We start from the raw sequence: 23,416 nt of genomic DNA on the forward strand, positions 1-23,416 counted from the left end.
AATATCTCTTTCGGTACTAATTATCTGAGAGATTGAATCACAATGGATATCGTACGGCCGTAAAAGAAACACAGGTATCGTACATTTATACAATCCAAGTAGTATCAATATCGTAACAAACAGCCATTTGAAAAATCTTTTTTTAGTAAACTTCTTCATAGACTATATTATTTGCGTTTATACACTGAATATCCTTGCGGATTATTTGATTTGATAACAGAATAAGCATTACTGGGTAAATATGGAAGAGTTCTTGTCACACTACTCGCATACGGATAATGGGTAACTGTAGATTCATATACACTTATACCTGCTTTTGACAAAGCCCTCTGAACAACTTTTGCACATTGATTATCACTTAAAGTATAACCTTCATTAACTGCATCAATATATGTTTTTTTAATTGTTTCATCCTGATCCTGAGTTGCAGGTATTACATATCCTTCCGGATATCCGTATGAATTAATCGAGGGATCTGCCTTCTCTTCTATCTTTTCATATTTTTTATTGTAAGGACTATTCATAAATTTTTCAGGCGAATCAAAAGAGCCAACCTCTATATCATCAAAAGGTCTTCCTCCCAAAACGCCCAATGTTTTATTATACGCAGGAACACCATTGAATGAAAAATAATTCCATTTACCAGATTTATCCTGAATCAGAAGCCCCATGTGTTGATCGGTTCCACTACCCAGATTAAGCACAGTAATACTATCCCCTCTTACATCCCCATACCTCATTGGATTATCCCCACAATACGAATACGGATTCTTATCATAATACTTCTCACACAAAGGATCCATCGTAGTAAAACGGGCAAGGATCGGATCGTACCAACGCTTGCCGTTATCATACCAATAAAGCCCGTGCATCTTTTCAAGTTCTTTACCTGCATGGAGGAAATTATCTTCTTCCATAAGTATCTCTGAAAAAGGAATGCCATAAGGATAATAATCGGCATACTGAATCACACCGCGGGTCTCACTTAATATAACGCGATTACTACCAATTTGATCTGTGATGTAATAACAGTATTCACCATTATTTGTAGAGGGATTATAGTTGATATAGCCACCATCAACTCGGATCTTTTTCAATACATTATCTTCATAGATTAGGTTGTCGCAATAATCGATATGGTGCTCGACCGTTAAAGTACCGGAACTTGTTTGCACGGGTAAGCCGATGGGAGTATACAGTTCATTAAAAACGGTTTTATAATCAGCCCGGAGCTTAGTACCGTCGGCATCGTAACGGTAACGGATATTACTGCTATTTTCAAAAGTTATCTTTTCGGGCAGGTTCAGCAAGTTGTAATCAATACCTGTAATACCACGGTTTAAATCTTTATATAAGTTTCCGTTAGCATCATAGAAAAAGGTAGGAGTAGCATCAGGGTATTTCGACATAAATTGTATAGGAAGAGATGCAACATTGTTTGCACCATATTCACAAATATTATCAATTCCGTATCCCTGCGAACTTAGTAACATTAAATCTTCAGATTGTCCTTTGTAAAAACGAAGGATAGCGTCATAAATAGAAGGACAGCTCTCCCCCATATCACTATCATATTCGAACTGGCCATCTTCTATACTTCCGGACGACATCATTTTCAATATTTCACCATCATATTCATATTCAACCAACAGTTCGCCGGTTTGTGCCAATGCCCCTGTAACCGGATCACGATAAGTAGTAGAATAGGATGCACCGGCTGGATTGCCATTATAACAACTTTTCGATTTATTCTGCCAAAAACCGTAATAAATAGCCTGCCTGTAATGAGTAGAATTGATTTGATCTATCCATCCACGAACGTTATAACCATACGTGGCGGAATCAAGATTTCCCGGATAACTCTTCTTCCGAAGATGTCCCAGTTCATCATATTCATTTTGTGCAAGAATTCGCTCTGCCCCACTATTCAAAGAGTGAGTAGTTTGCGTCAGCCGACCGCCATGATCATACGTATAATGATAGCGTTCATTCAAAGAGGAAATCGTACTACTGGAATGGATATGCAGCACATCAACCGGAGAACCGGAGAAATTATAAGAGGTGAAATAAGTATCAAAACCTGCCAAGGAATTATTATTGCAGCTTTGAATAACACGCCCCTTAGTATCGTAATAAAAAACCGAATAAAACTTGTTCGCCACAGTAGAATCAAAGACTTTGACTATACTACCGGTATGTATCCCCTTAGGAGTAGTAAGATAAGAGGTGGAAAAACCACTTTGCATCTGATAATTAAACGGAGAAGGCAATCCAAGGTTGCCTATAAACGTATAGTTATCATAAAAGTCCACTTTTAGAATAGTCAGATTCCGGATAGGTAAGCTCACATTACTGTAGCCATAACAATCAGATACGATACTACCTGTAAAGGTCTCTTTCGAGAGTTGATTGCGATATTCTTCACATAGCTGTCCATGACTTTTCCCACTTATTTTTGTTGTACCGGACAAAATAGGACGGGACAAAGCATCGTATTTTGTAAAACTCCATTCATCATGAGCACGTTGGTTGGGAGATTGGGAAAGAACCGGTCGATCGGCTTTATCATAAACGTAATAAATAGGTTCTATGCCAGGCAGTTTCTTGCTGATACAATTACCCCTGTCATCGTAATTATAGACATAACACATTTTATACAAGCCCGTTTCCGGAGTGACATCATAGAAGCCATCAGCCGATACAGAAGATCCATAAGTATTAAAAAAGAAAGGAGGTAAAACATAACGAAGTTGCCCCAGATTATCGTACACATAAACTACATTTTTATACTTAATGCGCTTACCTTCCAAATCGGTAAAATCATAAAAGGTGACATCATCTTCGTCCTTCGTCAATGTGATGATCAAGCTCGAAGCCGGATAAAAGCCACTTCGCTTCAGGCGATTGTTTTCAACAACGAAACAAGGAACGGATAACTCTCCGGTTGCCGTATTCACCTGATACTCGGTCCGTTGGGCTTTATCATTGACATGCCAATCCGCTCCGGGACCAATTTGCTTCACGACACGGTTCAAAGGAGAAGAGTCATAATAAGTACTCGTATAGGCATATTCATCTCCATAAAAAGAAGAAGACCGTGCTTTCACATCCGATGTAGGACGGTATTCACCCGAAGTACCACCCATTGCAACAGGTTGCCATTCGTGTGACATACGCCCAAAAGTATCGTATTCCACCATTGAAACAAGATCATTCATTTGTGGAGTAATACTCTTCATCACAGTCTCTGCAGAACGTCCAAGCCCATCATAATACTGAACACGAGTGATACACTGAGAAGGTACCAATGAAGAAGCATCCGAAGTGGTAATGCTGGGAGTAATAATGCGAATATAGTTTTGATCAGCAGATTGTCCGTTCAGCAGAGAAAAACATAAGCCATTTATAAACATGGATAATAATGTACGTCTCATCATTCTATTCCTTTATTAGTTTTTCAACAAATGTTTTATCAGCCACCGTTAACCGTAATACGTAGCTTCCTCTTGGACAAGCATCCATTGAGATGGTTTCATTATAGGTTCCTCCAGGCTTCCTCCCGCTGTCTGTTTGCTTCAGCAACCGTCCGCTAAGATCAAAAAGACTGATACATACCTGTGCGTCATCCGATAAGTAATACTCCAAAGTAACATCTGTTTTTACCGGATTGGGGTAAATATTGTAAAAGACCAACAATTCTGATTGCAACGGAGGGAGAGATTCATCTTCTCCTGGCCTGGAAGTATGCTGGCCAGCTAAGAGACTATTCTCCTTCAGTAACTCTTGTAATTGCTTGTTGAGCGAATCATTTTCAAGATAGATATGCTCTTCCGGAGGATAATAAAACGCAGTCGCATAATATGCTATCGGGCTACCGGACTTAAAAGTTTCACAACGGATGGTTTCAAATACCGGATAACGGTATCCTTCGGCATACCAACGATAATTTGTCTGACGCAGTAATACAGTATCGCTTCTCAGATGCTCTTCAATACGGGCTTTACGAAGGACAGTAGAATCACCATGTACTCTAAGTAAGATGGAGTCCGTCCAAGAGATATGTTCACAAATATCTTTTTGTAGACACATCCGAACCACATTCTTCAAGGTATCGTTGCCCGGAAGCAACATGGTTCCCCAGGCATCTACCTTCACTTTTTCACGACCTTGTGAAATGAATGCCAACTTATCACTATATTTCCCCTCTCCATAAAAATTACTTTCCAGAGAGTCCATATAATGAAACGGATATCGAAATTCAAGGCCGGGTACAAGAGCATTGAAATAGGTGGTACGATTACGGTATCCCTCCAACATCAAAGAATCACCACAGTTCAACCGGTATTTATACTCTGTCAGGTGCTCTTTTACAAAGACCACCGTATCGTTGCCACCATAGCAAATGCAATAAGGGAACTTCACCGGTTGGAGATTACTGTAATTCCAGAAAACATTAGTCCCACTACGCCCCGGATCCTTATAATTCACTTCTTGCTTCACTACTGTGTCGTTAGCACGTATATGGATATAATCCTTTTGTAAGGTATATTGTGAGTAACATAAGCTCGTACTTACAAGAAGTAGAAGTAGCAGAGCGACTCTCTTTTTATTGTCCGTAATCATAAGTTCAAAGTATTATTTTTTATTGATTCCTATAATGGTAATCGTACTCTTCAACAGTATTGTGATTCGTATCCATTACATGTATCAGACGACCTAATGAATCATATTCATAATAGGCCGTCACACCTGAGGGATCAGTTATTTGAGTTACACCAATCAATGGCTTATATTGAAAGGTCGTAATATGAGCGTCACTTAAGGCAGATAAGGTTCTTAACTTATCCAGTTTCGATTTATCAGGATTGACATTTGTTGACAAAGAATCAATAGATATCAGACCAACAGATACCAAAGCAGTATTTACAGTGGAGGAAGTAGCATTTTTTATCTCAGCAACCAGATATTGCCCATTATACGACCAAAGATATATAACACGAATACCATCCTTTTTTTCTATCTCAACAGGATTACCGTAATTATCATAACTAACAACCGTATAATCGGCTTCATAGTATTGCGAATAATTATCTGTCAGAGACAGAGAAGGTACTTTTTTCAATGAGTAAGAACTTTTCTTTAATACAGCATCCAAACTTGCATCAAAAATATATTGAGATTTATTTCCGGATATGATTTTACCATCTTTGAGTGTAACAGTTTCAAGAGGAACTCCAATCATACTTTTATCTTTCATTTTTAGAGCTATTTGGTCTGAAAAATCTTTTGCATACTTTGTTAAGGTTACAAAGTCATTTTCCCCTAAAGACTCCATTTGCTCTGAAACGAGCCGGTTGCCCATATCATATTTATACCTTGTCTGCTTATGAACAGCTTTCTTGCCAAAGTCAAAATAATCACTCTCCGAAATAGAATCCAAACTCCAATATTCAGGTTTGACTTCATAGAACTGTATTCCTATCCTACTGGCATCAAAAGGTTCATAAAATTTAGGTATATATTGTGTAAAAGCTCCCGGTATCTGTTTAAAAGAATAATTAAATATCTTTTTCTTCTGTAGAATTCCGTCACTGTCATAATGAGCCTCCTCCAGCAATGAACCATTGCCTATATGATACTCTTTAGGTATTGGAAATGGGATCTTTGTTTTGAAGGGCTCTGCCATGTATCTGTAGGTAGTTTTTCCTGTCGTTTGGTTGTTCGCATCCACACAGCTCTCTTCAACGTATTTACAAACAACCTGAGCAGCAGCACCATTGTTGGGAATAAAAGGGGTGCCAAAGTTGGGACTAAATTGTTTATTGTAAGCCATAAATTTCAGCATCCTCATTCGTATACTTTCATAATAAGTGCTGTTCGTTATTGTCCGGTCTAAAATCTGCAAAAAAGCATAGTCGGGTATTGATAATAAGCAACCCGATGATTGTCCATTTTCCGAATAGGAATATCGCTTTGTACTTACTATGCCACCCTTATCTATATTCTGTATTTCTTTAATTCTAAGCCCACCTCCTTTACTCTCATTCTGCCAGGAAAGAGCCATGGTACTTGCTGATAGATGATAATTGAAAGATTTATTTTGTCCATTTTGATCCTTTGCCTCTCTCCATAAATAAATTCTATATGTTCCTTTTTTGAGATAAACGGCATCCGCATCTAAATTAATTGTTTCAGCTTCTTTTTCCAGATTAATCAATTTACTATAAACATCTATATAGCCGTTACCATGCTTTTCCTGAAGGAAGATACGACTTGCTCTTGACAAAGCCGGTTTGTATGAATCGTGTACGTGATAGTGAAAAGACAATCTTAGATACGAATCATCTTCTAAAACAAAATCTTTTCCATAAGTGTATTCACTGCCTTGTTGGAAACTGGCATCCGGGCTGTATGAAACACCTGAACTTAAGGGAAACCTTCTAATAAATCCACCATTACTCCCATTTCGGAAATCATGTGATTCATATATAAATCGTGTTTTACCTCCGGTAGGATATTCAATCATATCCAAAGTTCCATACTGCATATACTTTTCATTCGTAAGTTTATCAGCACCTATTTTTATGTAAGATTCAGGATAGTTACAAGTATTCTCTATATTTCCCTGAGTTTTTAATTCTGTATAAGTAGGAAGCTGGACTTGATTCACAGCCCCGTTGTAATATCCCCACAAATCTGAATTATAAGAGTTTTTGGCAGGTAATACTCCCTCTTTGTACGTAAACTTGTATTGCTGATGTATCTGTTCTTGTGCATCAGTTATTTCAAACGAATTGAGCATTAAACGACTCAATTTAACATCCGTCGTATCATTCATATAACTATAGGAAAATTTTATGTTTTTGACATGATTATCTGATCGATTTTTAATTATAACCTTATCCAGTTTCTGAGGAGGCAAAGATGAAATCCCGGGCCGGACACGATATAAATCAGCGTAACGCTCCATATCTTTCCTTGCCGAAGTTATAAAAGAGATACTACCTCCATCAAAGCTGATAGTAGAGGGTAGTAACTGCTCTATGCCGGAGTAGGTATAGCTATAATACTTATTTGTTCCGCCTCCAATAACTATATCGCCAAAACTCTTATCAAATATCGGAATATCAGATTGATAAGAAGTACTTATGGGTGTACTCGAATTCTCATGATTATATGTAAAACTAACCTTTCGGCCTTTGGGGGATTCGATAGATTCCAACTGGCAGTTCGTATCCGTACAGGCACCTTTTTTTCTGAGATCCAATCTACTTTTATCTGTACTGAGAGCTGGAGTTTCGTGTTCTGTTTGTTCTGCATAAACATGTGTGTATTCACTCTCTTTAAAAATAAATTTAAATCCTTGTTGATCAACAACAAGCCATTTATTCTCTCTCGTATTGTATGTAATGTCCAGGTATTGGTTTGAAGACTTAATTACAGGTTTTATATAATCAGAGATAGGATCGCCATTCTTCCGCGGTTGAAAATAAAAAGTGCCGGAATAACCGCAGAAATTAAAATGATATAAATCCGGTTCATTGTCCTGACCTGTCAAGTAGGATGCTTCAGTAGTCAATAATTCATTTCCCGCTATTTGCTCAATCACTTCAGTCAACGGATTATAATTAATTTTATAGAGATATTGTTCATAGTTAGACTGCCATGTATAATAATACCCGAAAGACACTCCTCCAGAAGTAGTAGAATCGTCATAACTAAAATCATTAAAGCCTCTCACTTCCTTAGTTATGCACCCTCCCGTTTCTAAAGACCAACCTAACCCTACCCATCCGGATTCCTGATCAACCCGAATACCGGATGAATTGTATTTCAATTTTATGGGTATGATTAAACCATCCAAATCTATTTCATAGAAAGGAATTTCGATTACAGGAGTCCCGGTATGATATCCTATAGGAAAGTTACCAAATTCGCCCATGGAGGCAACATTGGGAGAAACCGGAATATTTATATCTTGACTATATAAAGCAGTCGATAAGGTAAGTAATAAGATAAAGATTTTGTGCCTCATTGTTTATTTATACAATATTGTAAAGTAAATTAATGACTATTATTCTTAATATACAATTCATGATATCATAGATAATAAGCGAAATATGCAAAAAGACTTATTTGTATTGGTAATTTAAAAGTACAAATAGGGTTATTATTACTACTCCAGCAGTGACTGCACCCACTCCGTTGGCATACCAATAAAACGATCATAGCCTACAATATGGTTATTTAAAGCACGTAATATTATAATTAATACACTAAGGGCACAGAGTTATTATATAATTGATTTTAAATAATTAAAACTCTGTGCCCTGTGTATACTCTGTGGTGAATTACCTTATCCTTATTTATTATAAGGAGTTACCACCAATTTATAAGAACCACCTTGTAATAGTTTCTCATCAAATGAGATTGTTACATTCTTTTTCTCACCTGCCATTAATGTAAAATAGTTATCATTCATAATAGCGGGCAAAATACGTTCACCATCCGAAGTGCGATATGCCTGTACATGTACGGCAAAAGCCACACCCTTGGCTGAAGCCGGATTTGTAATTGTAGCCTGTATCTCGGCAACTCCGTCTTTTTTCACCATTTTGGAAGAAACTTTCAGGTCGGCTTTGGGCAAAGAATTCACAGCGGTGAAATCTAAACGGTCATTGCCACGCCAATAATTATTTTCGGAGAGTACATTCCCGGATTTATCTTTCAAGGTCAAGCGGATAAAATGAACATCACTCAGACCTTCACTTGGCTGTGTACCACTCAATACATCAAAGCTCCATAACGAATAACCGAACCACCAGCCCAATTCGATACCAAACATACGTACATAGCGGGCATCTACCTCAGGGAATGTAATTTCATCTACACCACCACGGCCTTCATCCGTTTTATACACTTCTTTCCAATTTTGCGCGTCACTGGAAACCTGTATCTTATAAGCTTTTCCAAAGGAAGCTTCCCAATCCAGACGTACACCGCCTACGGGTTGTATACTGCCCAGATCCACATAAATCCATTCATTATCGGCTTTAGCTGCTGCCCAACGGGTATCTTTCTTACCATCCGTAGCATCCGAAGGCTGTCCGTGAGTCACGCTTGATGCATAGGTCGGTTTACCTAAAGAAAGGTTCTTCCGTTCTTTATTGAAATCAATCGTAAAGCACTGTACAGTGGTATTGCTTGGCGAATTCACCGTAGCCGACTTTGTATATGCTGCCACAGGTTTACCGTCCAGATTGTATACTTTCACTTCGGCAGTCAGTCCTTCCAGATCACGGGCCGTAGTATTGGCAACCTTTACACCATCCGTTACAGGATTCCAAAGAATATGTATCGGTTCGCAAGCAGATTTTGTACCCCAATAAACACCTGTCGGATCATAATAGTAATCATACGTCTGCCACACCATCGAAGGATAAGCCGACTGTCCCATCCAGGTCATGATACCTGATGCATCTTCCCACATACGATCGAGCCAGCCCTCATACATAGCTTTATTGGATTCAAGGTTTATAAGCTGTGCTTTACGGCAGTAATCCTCAATGCCATCGGGTTTACCAAAACCTTTCTCGATAGAAGCATCATAACGTTCGGGAGCTGCATTGAAAGCATTCTGACCAAAATAGTGCTTGTTCCACATCTCATCACGTGGCCACCAGTTTTCTTCCGGCATAAACTTCTTAAAGCTTTCAAAAGTGGTCATGGCAGCAGTACCGATCTCTGTACGGAATCCCCAGCCACGTGCCGGATCGCCTTCCAGGCCATCGGGATACTTGGTAAAGTAGAAACGTGGTTCAAAAGCTCCCCACGGGCCACTACCCGTCAAACCCTGTGCGTGAGAATTTGCCTGGAAGTAACGGTCACCACCATCGAAAGTCTTAATATTCTCGGCCATCCAACCTTCTAACGGCGGTTGCGGATTAGATTCGTTGTCACCACACCATACGGCAATACTCGGGTGATTGCGTACACGCTTAATCTTCTCCATCATATTATTATTGAACACATTGAGATCATAAGGCAGGTTCGGATTCGAATTAATCCAAAAATCATCCCACAACATAATTCCATATTTGTCACAGGCTTCATAGAATTCATCATCGGTTACAGAGCCGAGCCAGTTGCGAATCATATTAAAGTTCATCTCTTTGTGCAAACGAATCTTTGTATCATACTCTGCACCACGACAGCGAAGCATATACTCCGACATACCCCAGTTGGCCCCTTTTACAAATACAGGAACGTCATTTATATAAACATGAAAAGTGTTATTCTCCTTATCATATGTATATTTTTTAATACCGAAAGTGACATCTTTTACTTCAGATACTTTTCCGTCTACTTTCACTTCAAAAGTACAAGTATACAAATTAGGCTCTCCGTATCCGTTAGGCCACCACAATTTCGGACTATTAATCATCAACTGCGGATAATAACGCTTATCGAAGCTAACAGTAGAAGTAGTATTTGCAGACAGATCTACCTCTTTCGTAAAGGTAACGTTACCCGGATTGATGGTTCCTGTAACAACAGCTTTAACCGGTTTGCTTTCATTGTTTTTCACTTCCAGCTGAACAGATAAATCTGCACGGGCACGAGTTGGAAGATCTGTACGTATCCACGGATCAATCAGGGTTACGCCGCCGGTATTACTCAGAAAGACTTTATCGGTAATACCCATATTCAATCCCGGAACATATGGCATCCAGTCCCAACCTCCACTCGACAGATAAGTAGGACTACCACAGTTGGCCAACGGAGTTTGAGGCATGTGTACCAGTACAGCCAGTACATTCTCACCGGTTTTATTTACAATGTCGGTTACATTAAAACGTCCCCGATGCATAAAACCATCCAAAATGCCCAAGTTGTGTCCGTTCAGATAAACTTCGGCTTTACGGTTCACGCCATTAAAGTTAAGCCAGATCAGTTCCTTGTCAAAATCAGCAGGGACTTTAAATTCGGTACGATACCAAAAGCTACGATCATACTTAACCCGGTCCACCTTATGAATATTATCACCAAAATTAGGGTCTTTTTCCAGCCCTGCATTTACATAAGCCGTAAAAGCCGTACCGGGAACTACTGCATCTACCCATGAAGATACATTATAGCCTGCATTGCACAAAGTGTTTGCATCCCCTTTTACTTCAGCCTGCGGCTTCAGTTTCCAGTCAACAACGGGCTCGCCACTATGCAGAAAAACCTGTTGTGCCTGAACAGAAAAACTAAAAGCGGATGCCAGCAGCAAAAGTCCGGCTCCCAATGTGTTACTCATCTTTCTTTTCATTTCCATTTTATCGTATTTATAAATAATATCCTCCAAAAAATCCTGAAAACAAAATTACCTTCATATATAAAAGCTATCCCTTTTTGCATTCTATTAGCTGAGTGCAAAATAAGCAGATAGATAGCAAAAAAGAAATAGATAATCTTACCATCGATATGGATAATCTTACTTTCCAATATCGTTATTTCTGCAAAGGTAAAATTATCCATATCCAGAATAGAATTCTCCATTTCAAATGTGCCAAATGTGCCGTTTCTTTGTAGCAGCCAATAAAAGAGGCTAATAGAATTTGTAATAACAATACTGAATATGAAAAAACACCTTATTTTAACCATCGCTTTATGCCTCACCGCGACCTTGCCAATAAAAGCGCAAGAAGAATATACAGTCAGTTCCCCAAACAGAAGTCTGGAACTCAAAATCAGCATGCGGGACACCCTCTCTTATCAGATATTCGCTGACGGCGAAGCCCTTTCGGAAATCTCTCCGATAGCAATGGTAGTAGAGAGAAACGGACGTCGGATCACACTGGGAGAGAATCCGGCAGTAGAAAAGTGTTCCCGGAATTCCATCAGTCAGAAAATTCCCATGCATTTAGGCGAAAATGACCAGATTGATGATACCTATAATGAAATGATCCTTGATCTGGGTTCTCTCTATTCCTTGCACTGCCGTGCCTATGATGAAGGGGTGGCATACCGGATAGAAAGTAAAATAAACGGAAGTATCACCATCCGGAATGAAATAGCAGAATTCAACTTTAAGGATAACCCGCAAGTATGGATTGCTTACGATGAAGACAAGCGTACGATGAGTCAATGGGAACTTCCTTACAAACGTGAGTTGAGTGTCAAATCTGTTAAAACAGGAGATTATGGCATCAACCCCTGTTTCTTCCGAAATAATAAGAAAAATATAGGCATCACCGTTATTGAGTCCGATTTAGAAAATTACCCGGGCATGTATCTGCTCAAAAAAGAAGCCGGTAATAAATTGGTAGGCAAATGGGCCGAATATCCTAAAAAAATAAAGAACGACAGTAAATATGATTCACAGGCAGTATTGGAGCGTTATGATTACATTGCCCTGACACCGGGCGTACGCACTTATCCCTGGCGTGGATTCATTATCAGCCGCGATGATTCGGAATTAATGAACAATGACCTGGTTTACAAACTGGCAAAGCCTCAGGCAGAAGGGGATTTCTCCTGGATATCGGCCGGCCGGACAGCTTTTGAATGGTTGCACGACGGAGAACTTGAAGGAGATCTTGGCTTTATCTACGGTCCTTTTGGAGACGGACGTCCGCATACACTTGAATTTTATAAGTATTATGTAGACTTTGCTGCGGAAATGGGATTTGAATGGATGACTTGTGACGCCGGCTGGGGAGAAGAATACATCAAAGAGCTGTGTGCATATGCCAAATCAAAGAGTATCAAAATCATGGTATGGAGCTATTTTAACTTCCTGCTGGTTGATGAACCGATGCTTGCCCGTTTCAAAGAATGGGGTATATCGGGGGTGAAAGCCGATTTTATGTCAAGAGATGACCAGGTGGCGTCAGGCTGGATACCTACAATGGCGGAACGCTGCGCCAAACACCAGTTGATGTTATTACTTCACGGTTGCCCGAAACCGGTAGCCTGGCACCGTACTTACCCGAATATCATCAGTTACGAAGCTGTGACAGGCGAAGAAAGTAACAAATGGAACGACAACTGTAATCCATTGTATCACACCGTCGTTCCTTTCTTACGCATGCTTGGAGGAGCAATGGATATGACTCCGGGGTCTTTGCGTAACAAGACCCGGAAAGGATGGACCTGGAAAGGGACAGGTGCTCCCTGGAGTCTGGGCACACGTGCACATCAAATGGCCCAGTATGTAGTATATCATCAGACATTGGGATTCGTAAGCGATGCGCCAACAGAATACCGTAAGTTCCCCGAAATAATGGAATTTCTAAAACATGTGCCTACTATCTGGAACGAAACCAAACCGCTGCAAGGTAAAATAGGTGAGTTTGCTGTCATGGCCCGCAGATCAGATAAGGAATGGTATGTAGGCGGACTAAGCAACTGGACAGAACGAACACTGGATGTCGATTTTTCATTTCTTACTCGCGGAATGCCTTATAAGGCTTACATTATAGAAGACGTACCGGAAAAAAATAATGATACATCAAGTACAACAGGAGATGCAACAGCTTGCAAATGCCATACGATTGATGTTACCAGCCAAACCCGGATGAGCTTCAAACTGGCAGAAGGAGGTGGTTTTGTTATGCGCATTTATCCCGATCCCAACTATACAAGCGTCAAAAACACAGCACTTCGGGAAAAGGTGCAGATATGGTACGAACAAAATAATGAAAGTATCTATGTACAACTCCCGGAACGCGAACTTACAGCCGACATTCATCTCTACGATATTGCAGGACGCCCGTTCTATCCGGATTATACAAAGAAAGATAATCCGCTCTGCATATCAATAGCGCAACTGTCGAGAGGCTATTACTGTGTGAAGTGTACTACTCCAGGCCTCAGTCAGAGCAAACTCATTTACAAAAACTAAATTATGGAGAGAATGGATTTCAGCTCCGATAAACGACTTTAGTATTAACCATTAAATAGTTACATTATGAAAATTAGAAAATTACTTTCAACAATGGCATTAAGTGCTTTAGTAGCTTCGAATGCATTCGCTACCGAACCTGTAAAAGTAGAATGGGGAGATGTGATCAGACAACCGTGGGGAGATCCCAGCGATCCTGAAGGTGCCAATGTCTGTTCCTGGTTTCAATGGGGACAGGACTTATGGTTCGACTACAACAACGATGGTTATCCGGACCGTTTCCTTATTGGTGGTAAACACCAGGATATGGGTCATGCATATCTGTTCAGAAATGAAGAAGGAAGCGAATTTACCAACATACCCGTTAATATTCCTAAGCTCGAGATTGCCGGTGCAGTTGTATTGGATTTCGACAACGACGGTATCATGGATCTTTATGTACAGGGAAAAAAAGTGACTGACAACGGAGAGGGCGGACAAAACAGAGAAAATTATACTGCTATCTGGAGAGGGACAGGAGATCCCGATAACCCTTTTGAGCATGCTGTTCAGCAAGAGATAGACGAACTGGGCATCGGAGAATCCGAAGGACAACACCGGGGTTACTTCTGTGCAGCCGGCGATTATGATAATGACGGATGGACCGATCTGTTTATGACAGGCTGGGCACGTAAAGATGAGAGTTGGCACGTGATTCTATACAGAAATAACCAAGGTGTTTTCGAAGAAGTACAAAATCCCGTGGGAGAAGACGGAGAAGGAATTGACCCCTTCAAAACAATCACAACCGGTTCCGTTTATCTGAGTGATTTAAATAAAGACGGATATCTGGATCTCATCGTATCCGGTAATGACCAGACTAACGGCTGGGTTGCCACTACCACTATTTACTTTAACAATGGTGACGGCACTTTCCGCGAAACAACCCAGCAGGGCTTTTTCGAAGGTCAAAAGAGCGGTACGACCTTTACTGCAGATGTGAACAATGACGGTTATCCCGATATTCTGGAGTTTGGAGACTTTAAGAATAGTGACACAGAAACCAATAATACCGTAGGAAACTTATACATCAATAATGGCGACGGAACTTTTGCCGATCCTTTGAAAACAGAAGTAACCAATCTACTTACAGCCAGAGCAATGCCCGCCATAGGTGACATCAACAATGATGGTAAGATTGATATTATGATTCAATGTGGATGGTCATCAACAGACGGGCAGACGGAAACTGACTACTCCCTCACTAACTTATATTACAACAATGGAGACAACAGCTTCACCCGTGAATTCCTGAATGATAACACCAACTCTCACGAGTCTGATGTGAACTTTATTGATTTCAACCATGACGGTGCGCTCGACTATTCTATCAGTGGATGGGGACCTAAGGAGCCTAACTGGTTCAACCGGGCAGTACCCAATAATTTAACCAGTGATCTTGCTATGAATGAAGCTCCCGAATTTGTAAGCAATTCAGATGTACAGGTTAAACAAGACGGTTCAGATGTAATTATTTTCTGGGGAAACGCGACAGACGGTACAACTCCGGCAGAAGCCATCCGTTACAATATATACATTAAAGCTAAAAAAGCAGATGACTTCGGAGTAACTTACACCTATACCTATGCCCCGGCAAGCCTCCAGGCGAATAAAATATTCGGGACTACAACTTATGATTCTAAAGTTGCAGCTCGTCTGATTAATAGCCATCAGATTCGTATGAAAGGGTTCAATACGACTGATTATGAATTCGCCGTACAACCTGTGGATAATGGTAACCTCGGTGGTAAATTTATCGTAGCGAATGTAGCGGGTGGCAGTGGTATCGGAAATACTCAAGTCGTTACTGCCAACGTATATGTAAACAATGGTACTATTATTATTGAAAGCGACAGCAGTACGGCTTATGTCATTAACACGATTGATGGCAAACAGATCGTTAACGGTATATGTGACAATAAAGCAACCGAAAAAGTAAACCAGGGTATCTATCTGGTAAAAGTAGCCAATACCACTCACAAAGTTTGTGTACTACAATAAAAATTAGCCATGTATGGAAATAGCCCGAAAAAGAAATCATATTTTATTACATTGATAAAAAGTGGTCTTTTCTTTTCCAGTTGTTTCTGTCAAATCTTATAAATATTCAATTCGTTGGTCGTAGAGAAAAGCCCTGTTTCTCTACGACTAACGAGTCGTTTCTCGTAGAGTTTCGATGCGTTCCTCGTAGAGAAAAAAGAAGACTATATAACACATTGGTAAACAGCAGTTTACGAAAACCCGAAATTGTTATATCAATTTACTTTCATAATTCATCTTTTATTTGCCAACGTTGACTATATATAGTTTATAATTATATACAAAGCAGATCTTATACATTTGTTTTTATCTTCAGTTACCTTACAATCTTCTCAAAGTAATACTTCCATAGCAGCTAATAACTACCTAAAAACCGATAAGCCGCACAACGCTTCTCCCAAAATGTACTATCTTTACGACAAAATTGTAAGAGATGCGTACGCGTAAAGTAACGATTATCACCCTTGTAGGACTTACATTAACTCTGATACTCCAAGTCGGAGGGCTATTTTATGCCTATCGCAGTAATATAGAAATGATGAAACTCACAGTAAAAAAGAGTTTTTTCATTGCCTTTTACGAAACCATCGACAATCTGGTCAACCAGCTTCCCTATCCTGACGGAACAACCGTCACCTATATACCTATTGAACCATATGCAGACCTCCCGACAGACGAGCAAAATCTGCGAGGTAATGAGTATCTGGCCCGGATATTAAAAACTGAATACGGTGTAGAATTTCCTATTGATGAATTGGCAGCCGTACTGAAAAAGAAGCTGAAACAAGATCATATTGACAGCGAAGTTGTAATCAACAAAATAGATACGAAAACTCACCGGACATTGGCCAGCACAAACCCGGCATTCAACCGAAGCGTAGGTGTATTAGCCTCCGAACCTTTCTTTATAGACCGTGAAAACGATATAGCCGTACAAGCCGTTATTGTTTCTCCCTACGTCTTGATTTTAAAGAAAGTATCATTACTCTATCTGTTTACTTTCGGCCTGATGACCGTAGTAATATGCAGTATCATTTCACAGATAAAACTCATCATTCGCCAACAGCAAACCATAAAGGTACAGGAAAGCTCTTTTTATGTATTAGCCGGAAACATGGCTGCTCCGGTTTCTGATATTCCTGCTAAAATAGCACAAGAACAATGGCAGGAAATTGAGAATGAAAGCAATACACTGCTTACGATGACCGAAGAAACTCTGACAGCCGCCCGGGAGGCAACACAACAGAATCAGGGAAAAAAACAACGTTCTTCCAAAGCACTTTCTATACTCAGTCTGGCAGGTACATTTCTATTACTAATAATCTGGATTGTTTTTTTATACAATACCGGACAAGAAGCATTTGCACACAAAATAAATACATACTTTGAAGAAGCATTCTTCAATGAAGTAAGTTATCATCAGTTTCCTCATTATATGGCCAGTAAAGAAAAAAAAGTAATACTCAACTTCCCGGAAACCGGTCTTACTCCTTTTGCACAAAAGCAAAAAGAGGAGGCCATGCGAACGAAAACGCCTGTAACAAGAGTATATGTTTATCACGTCTACAACTCAATTGATGCAAATTATACGCTACGTTCGGCTCTTAAAATGCTTGAAGCAATAAACTCCTGCTCCACCCCTGCTCCATTTTCTTTGCATCATATGGACTCTGTATTTATCACCTATCTACAGGAAGCAGGAATCACAAACCCGGTCTGTATCAATATACTGAAATATCCCACCTTAGAAACAGAAGAAAGCACACGCTCCGGATATACAACCGGGGCACCGGATCTCATAACCCGGTTCATCCCTCTGAACAATGATAGCAGCAAAGTAGTACAGGCAGCAATATCTTCTCCACAACTATTAATACTAAAACCGTTGTGGCCATTACTGCTTTCACTGGGATTAATGTTTATCCTTATTGTTGGTTGCATATTCTACCAGGTGAAAATTACCTTCCTGCAACGCCGCCTTGCACAGTTCCAGAAAGATCTTACTTATGCCATGATTCATGATATGAAATCACCTCTGAACTCTATTCTTATGGGAGCACATATATTAGGGACAGGGAGAATTAATGACAATCCGGTAAAAAAAGAAAGATATCTTCGTACTATGTCCGACGAATGCGAGCATCTGCTTACCTTGTCAAACCGGGTAATACTACTCACACAAATAGAAAAAGACAAGTTACAGTTACATAAAGAGAATGTGAATTTAGAACCTTTGATAGATGATCTTATAGAAAAATTCCGTTTAAAAGCTCATAAGCCGGTAGATTTTTCGAAAGTATTCCACCGTTGTCATTCTGTTTATGCCGATGCATTCTGTCCGCGTGAGATTCTCAGCAACCTGATAGACAATGCTATCAAATACTCTCACGAAGAAGTAAAAATCAGTATTGTGTGTGAAGAAGAAAATGGCTTCATTAAAATTAAAGTACACGACAACGGGTTGGGCATCCCACTGAAAGAACAAAGTAAAATATTCAATAAGTTCGAGCGTGTTTCAGCCAACAGACGAAGCGAAGCCAATGGCTTCGGACTTGGACTAAATTATGTTCAGCAGGTAATGGTTGCCCATAATGGCAGGGTCAGGGTAGAAAGTGTAGAAAATAAGTTCAGCGAGTTCACATTATCTTTTCCGGTTTAATGTATCCTCCTCTCCTTTCGTTCTAAATAATTAATTACCAGATTATTCTCCTCGAAATATCTGAGTAGCCAAATTGTTTTATAATCATTGATACCCATCAGCAGAAACGGAATGCTGATTAAAAGAAAAACGAACCGTCCGGAAAACAGAGTGTAACACAGAGGAAGAACTCCCAAAAGAAGAGTAGGCATTAAAGATACTATGACAAATTGCCATACATATAAAGGTTCACTACACGAACAATTGGCAAACAATAACCTCCCCTTCATTGTCAAGGAAACAGACCGGAACCCCCGCTTCACAAAAAACAGAAAGAAAAATGCACGAATAAGTTCGTATGCAATAAACGAATAAGCACACGGAACCGTCCTCAAGATAATCTGCGTCCCACCTGCTCCACAGCTAATGGCCAACAGAGGCTTTTTATTTTCTGTATCAGTCGTCATCTCATTCCATATAAATAAAGGAAGAAAGATTTCTATTTTTCTCTACTCCCGGCATTGCAAAGATAAAACGGAGTAAATTAAAAGTATGTTATTACAATGTTATCATTACGTTAACGCTACGTTAAGCACTTCCTGTGCGGGGAGATTTCCATACGTACAAAACATTCGACGTTACCAAATACTTAAAAAAGTGAATAATCACAAACTATTTTTCTATCTTTGCCAACGAATTAAAAGAAAAAAGCATGAATAAACCGCTATTTCGATATATTACTGTCATTGCTATCCTGGCGGTAGTAGCACTGCAAGGAATGTGGTTTTCCAACTCCTATCATTTGTTGGAGAATGAATTGTACGAAAAAATCAATAATGCTTTTCTGGAAGCACAATTACAGGAATCCTCAAAATCAAGTAAGCAATTTAAAGGGAATATTCCCAATGGTACCGTACTCCAACTGGATTCTACCAAAATACGTGCGAAAAATGATATGGCCGACAGATTGATTTTGATAACTGCCCTGCACAGTATTCATCACGAATATAACATCCCTCTCAACTATCAATCTCTTGACTCTTGTTACAGGGAAGAGCTGGACAAAGTAAATCTCGGAAAACTCCATTTCCGTATAGATTCCGTTGACATTGATTCTACACGCTATAAATATGTAGAGGACTTTGCAGAAGACAGTAGTATTGTCCGGCTTCACAATGAAATGCAAACACAGATATTCCCTATTCGGGAAGATTTCTCCAAAGGTATACAGGCCACCATCGACAATCCTTATAAATTGATTATCCTCCAGATGCGAATGTTCCTCATCGGAACGGTATTACTTCTGTTCATCGTTATCTATTGCCTTGTACAACAAATCAAAGTGATTGTGAAACAAAATAAAATAGCCAAAATACGCGAAGACTTTTCTTATGCCATGATACATGATATGAAAACCCCACTCAGTTCTATCCTCATGGGTACACGTATCCTGCGTAGCGGAAAACTGGATGATAAACCGGAACGGAAGGAAAAGTATTTCGATATCATGGAGGACGAAGAAGAACATTTGCTGGCATTGGTCAATAAAGTACTGACTTTGTCAAAACTGGAAGAGGGCAAACTGCTGCTTGAGAAAAAGGAAGTAAATCTGCGTCCCATTATGGAAGATCTCACCGAGAAGTTTACTGCCAAAGCAGAAAAAAATGTTGAGTTTATCCTTGATCTGCAGGAAGAAAAAGTATATGCAGATGAGGAGTTTCTGAAAGAGGCTATCAGCAATCTGATTGATAATGCCATCAAATACTCGGAAGAGAGTGTACAAATAAAAATATCCTCTTCGGCCTCATCCAATGGATATACACACATCAGTGTGAAAGATAACGGTATGGGAATCCCACTGAAAGAGCAAGGAAAGATATTCGAGAAATTTGAACGTGCCTCAGCCGTACAACGAAATCGAAAAGGAGGAGCTCCGGGTTTTGGACTTGGATTAAACTATGTATTCCATGTTGTACGGGCACATCACGGAAGCGTAAAGCTTGAAAGTATAGAAGGAGAATATAGCGAATTTACTATAAATATTCCACAACAAAATAAAGAGATAGTATGATAAGGTTATTGTTAGTTGAAGATGATGCCAACTTAAGGTATATTATTCAGGGCGGGCTTGAAGACATGATTGGCGGATATGAAATAAAAGATGCCGCGAACGGTGTGGAAGGATTAAAAATATGGCAGGAATGGAAACCGGACGTGATCGTTTCGGACATTGAAATGCCTGTAATGGATGGATATGAAATGGTGAAGCGCATTCGTGAAACGGATACAGACACCCCTATTCTATTCAGTTCGGGACGGGTATCGCCCAAAGACGTAGTAAAAGGCTATGAGTTGGGAGTAAACAACTATCTGAAAAAACCATTTCTCCCGGAAGAACTGAATGCACATGTACAGGCATTGATGAAGATGAGCCAAAAAGCACCGGAAAAGCCTGTAGCACCCACAAATACAGCAACAGTAGATGAAGCTATCTACCGGATAGGTAAGAATTATACACTGGATGCGGAACATGCTACGCTAAAGTACGCATCAGGAAGTAGCAGAACGCTGACAGTACGCGAAGCTGCACTCTTACAGATGCTTTGTGAAAAGAAAGGTGAAGTGGTAAAACGGGAAACTATTCTTGAAAAACTATGGGGTACAGAAGGTGATTACTTTGCTTCACGCAGCCTGGACGTATTTGTCACTAAATTAAGAAAACTATTCGCAGAGGATGAAACAGTGAGTATCAAAACAGTAAAGGGAGTGGGTTTGACCCTGTTGGAAGAGTAGGAACAATACATTTGTCATTATTTTCATTCTTTATTTCTTGTATTAACTACTCATACTTATTGATTTGCTATAATAAATACTTTAAAAAAAACAAAAATTAGAATACACAACTGACATAGTATCAGTAAAGTAATCGTACATTTCATAGAATAACACGAATATCGGATCGGATGAATAATAAAAAAGACATTTTCATGCACGATGCACAGCTCATTAATGGAATCAGAAAAGGAGATCATGATACATTCAGATTCATCTTTGACCATTACTATGCCTTGATGTGTTCTATTGCATATGAATATGTGGAAGATTATCACCTAAGCCAAAATATAGCGGAAGATGTCATGCTCTCTATTTGGGAAAAAAGAGAACTACTGAACATTTCAACATCTGTAAAGTCATATCTGCTAACTTCTGTACACAATAAGAGTATTGACTATTTACGCAGTTACTCCCGGGAAGCAGAAGTAGTCAGCTTTGAAAGCGAAATTGGTTCATCGAGTTGCTATATTCCGGATCAAGAGATGTTTGAACAAATTATTTTATCAGAGCTGGAAGATAAAATAGAAGACATCATCCGGGAAATGCCGGAAGAATGTAGAAAAGTGTTTTTACTCAGCCGGTACGGTGACAAAAGTTATGCTGAGATTGCCGACGAACTAAATATTTCTGTCAATACCGTAAAATACCACATAAAAAAAGCACTCAGCTTGCTTAGAGAAGAATTGAAAGATTACATTCTTGCTATTACAGCTCTATATTTCTATCTCTTTAATCAATAAAATCCGATTCGGGCAGACTTCGTGATATCTTTTTCGATAAAAAATAAACTTTTTATCGAAAATATATAGTTTCTCACTACCCTATTGAATTCTTCGGTCGTCCTACTTATAAAAGACGACAAGTATGAATAGTAATATTGATGTTTTTAATCTTATAGACAAACAATTCTCCAAACGGATTTCAAAAGAAGAAGAAGCAGTTTTGAGAGCATGGTACGAAAGTAGTGCCGAAAACAGGCAGCTATACAAAGAATACTATTTCTTAATAAAAAGCATGCGTATATCCAGAAACAGATTTTTCTTCAAATCGGATATAGAATCTGCATATACGCATTTTGTAAAGAAGACCGGATTGAAAAAGCCCCGGAAAAGCAAACTACACTCTATCACTCTTCATCCATGGATGAAATATGCCGCTGTATTTGTTATCGCATTCGGATTAGGAGTCGGCTCTTATTATGCACTTTCTACATCACCCTCTTCTTCCCATCTGGCACAAACCATCGAAATACCTTATGGTTCCAAGTCTAAAGTAACTTTGCCGGACGGGACTTCTGTCTGGTTAAATTCGGGTAGCCGCCTCTCATATCAGGAGAGCTTTGGACAATCTGATAGAAATGTTTCTTTGGATGGCGAAGCCTATTTTGAAGTTACTAAAAATAAACTTCTCCCATTCAGTGTTCTTTCCGGGAAAGTGAAAATAAAAGTACTTGGCACCAAATTCAACTTCAAATCATATGCCGAAGATGAAAGTGCCCGGGTTACTTTGGTTGAAGGAAGCTTGAATGTAGGCAGTATAGAAGGACAAGCAAAAAACATATTACTTATCCCCAACCAACAGGCTGTTATTAATAAAAAAGAAAATCGTGTAACTGTAAAAAGCGTAGATGCTCAAAGTTACGCAATGTGGACACAGCCCAAACAGGAAATACTGGATGCCATTTCGAGCAATGTAACCGGACAACCTACTGCGGCAATCCGGGTTCCCAGTGTGACATTAAGAAACACACTATTCTTTAATGAAGAACCTTTAAGCCAGATTGTACGCGACCTTGAACGTGCATTCAATGTCAAAATAGAAATAAAAGACAAACAACTATGTACGGAGCGCTTCTATGGTGATTTCCGGAACGATGAAACAATAACGAAGATACTCGATATTATGGCAGCTAACAATAACCTGCACTACACAATCAATGGAGATGAAATAATCATATCAAGAAATAATTAATT

General features: G+C 39.4%; 12 protein-coding genes. 7 read left to right on the forward strand and 5 right to left on the reverse strand.

From position 1 onward, the window contains the following. Positions 1–167: 167 nt before the first annotated feature. The 4 genes from QX565_RS13015 to QX565_RS13030 all read right to left on the reverse strand — a co-directional run bounded on the left by QX565_RS13015 (position 168) and on the right by QX565_RS13030 (position 11,302). A complete protein-coding gene (locus tag QX565_RS13015; protein ID WP_289292970.1) occupies positions 168–3,437 on the reverse strand; it encodes a DUF6443 domain-containing protein in 3,270 nt (1,089 codons plus the stop codon). Position 3,438: 1 nt separating this feature from the next. Then, positions 3,439–4,623: a T9SS type A sorting domain-containing protein gene (locus tag QX565_RS13020; protein WP_289292971.1), complete on the reverse strand. Its 1,185-nt coding sequence runs from the start codon at positions 4,621–4,623 to the stop codon at positions 3,439–3,441. A 19-nt stretch (positions 4,624–4,642) separates the two neighbouring features. After that, positions 4,643–8,035 carry an RHS repeat domain-containing protein gene (locus tag QX565_RS13025; protein WP_289292972.1) on the reverse strand — a complete coding sequence of 1,131 codons (3,393 nt, stop codon included), beginning with the start codon at positions 8,033–8,035 and terminating at the stop codon, positions 4,643–4,645. A gap of 327 nt (positions 8,036–8,362) precedes the next feature. Further along, the gene (locus QX565_RS13030) at positions 8,363–11,302 is read right to left on the reverse strand and encodes a galactose-binding domain-containing protein (protein WP_289293024.1); all 2,940 of its coding nucleotides are present in this window, start codon (positions 11,300–11,302) and stop codon (positions 8,363–8,365) included. 321 nt (positions 11,303–11,623) lie between these two features. On the opposite strand from QX565_RS13030, the gene QX565_RS13035 reads away from it, so the two are divergent. The 3 genes from QX565_RS13035 to QX565_RS13045 all read left to right on the forward strand — a co-directional run bounded on the left by QX565_RS13035 (position 11,624) and on the right by QX565_RS13045 (position 18,629). Further along, complete coding sequence (locus QX565_RS13035) at positions 11,624–13,891, forward strand: glycoside hydrolase family 97 protein (protein ID WP_289292973.1); 2,268 nt, start codon at positions 11,624–11,626, stop codon at positions 13,889–13,891. A gap of 66 nt (positions 13,892–13,957) precedes the next feature. Then, positions 13,958–15,931, forward strand: coding sequence for an FG-GAP repeat domain-containing protein (locus QX565_RS13040; protein WP_289292975.1), 1,974 nt, complete (start codon positions 13,958–13,960; stop codon positions 15,929–15,931). A 472-nt stretch (positions 15,932–16,403) separates the two neighbouring features. Beyond that, the gene (locus QX565_RS13045; protein WP_289292976.1) at positions 16,404–18,629 is read left to right on the forward strand and encodes a sensor histidine kinase; all 2,226 of its coding nucleotides are present in this window, start codon (positions 16,404–16,406) and stop codon (positions 18,627–18,629) included. Here QX565_RS13045 and QX565_RS13050 read toward each other — a convergent pair. Next, the gene (locus QX565_RS13050; RefSeq protein WP_289292977.1) at positions 18,626–19,075 is read right to left on the reverse strand and encodes a DUF3267 domain-containing protein; all 450 of its coding nucleotides are present in this window, start codon (positions 19,073–19,075) and stop codon (positions 18,626–18,628) included. The two genes, QX565_RS13045 and QX565_RS13050, sit on opposite strands and share 4 nt — an antisense overlap. Before the next feature lie 245 nt (positions 19,076–19,320). On the opposite strand from QX565_RS13050, the gene QX565_RS13055 reads away from it, so the two are divergent. The 4 genes from QX565_RS13055 to QX565_RS13070 all read left to right on the forward strand — a co-directional run bounded on the left by QX565_RS13055 (position 19,321) and on the right by QX565_RS13070 (position 23,414). Beyond that, on the forward strand, positions 19,321–20,679 hold the full coding sequence (locus tag QX565_RS13055; RefSeq protein WP_289292978.1) for a sensor histidine kinase: 1,359 nt from the start codon (positions 19,321–19,323) through the stop codon (positions 20,677–20,679). Beyond that, the gene (locus QX565_RS13060) at positions 20,676–21,401 is read left to right on the forward strand and encodes a response regulator transcription factor (protein ID WP_221650113.1); all 726 of its coding nucleotides are present in this window, start codon (positions 20,676–20,678) and stop codon (positions 21,399–21,401) included. The genes QX565_RS13055 and QX565_RS13060 overlap by 4 nt, the downstream gene beginning before the upstream one ends. A gap of 170 nt (positions 21,402–21,571) precedes the next feature. Then, a complete protein-coding gene (locus QX565_RS13065) occupies positions 21,572–22,183 on the forward strand; it encodes an RNA polymerase sigma-70 factor (protein ID WP_223381569.1) in 612 nt (203 codons plus the stop codon). Between the two features lie 124 nt (positions 22,184–22,307). After that, a complete protein-coding gene (locus QX565_RS13070) occupies positions 22,308–23,414 on the forward strand; it encodes a FecR family protein (RefSeq protein WP_221650114.1) in 1,107 nt (368 codons plus the stop codon). Positions 23,415–23,416 lie beyond the last annotated feature (2 nt).

This window comes from Bacteroides sp. 41_26, assembly GCF_949740115.1.
GTDB classification, from domain to species: domain Bacteria; phylum Bacteroidota; class Bacteroidia; order Bacteroidales; family Bacteroidaceae; genus Bacteroides; species Bacteroides nordii.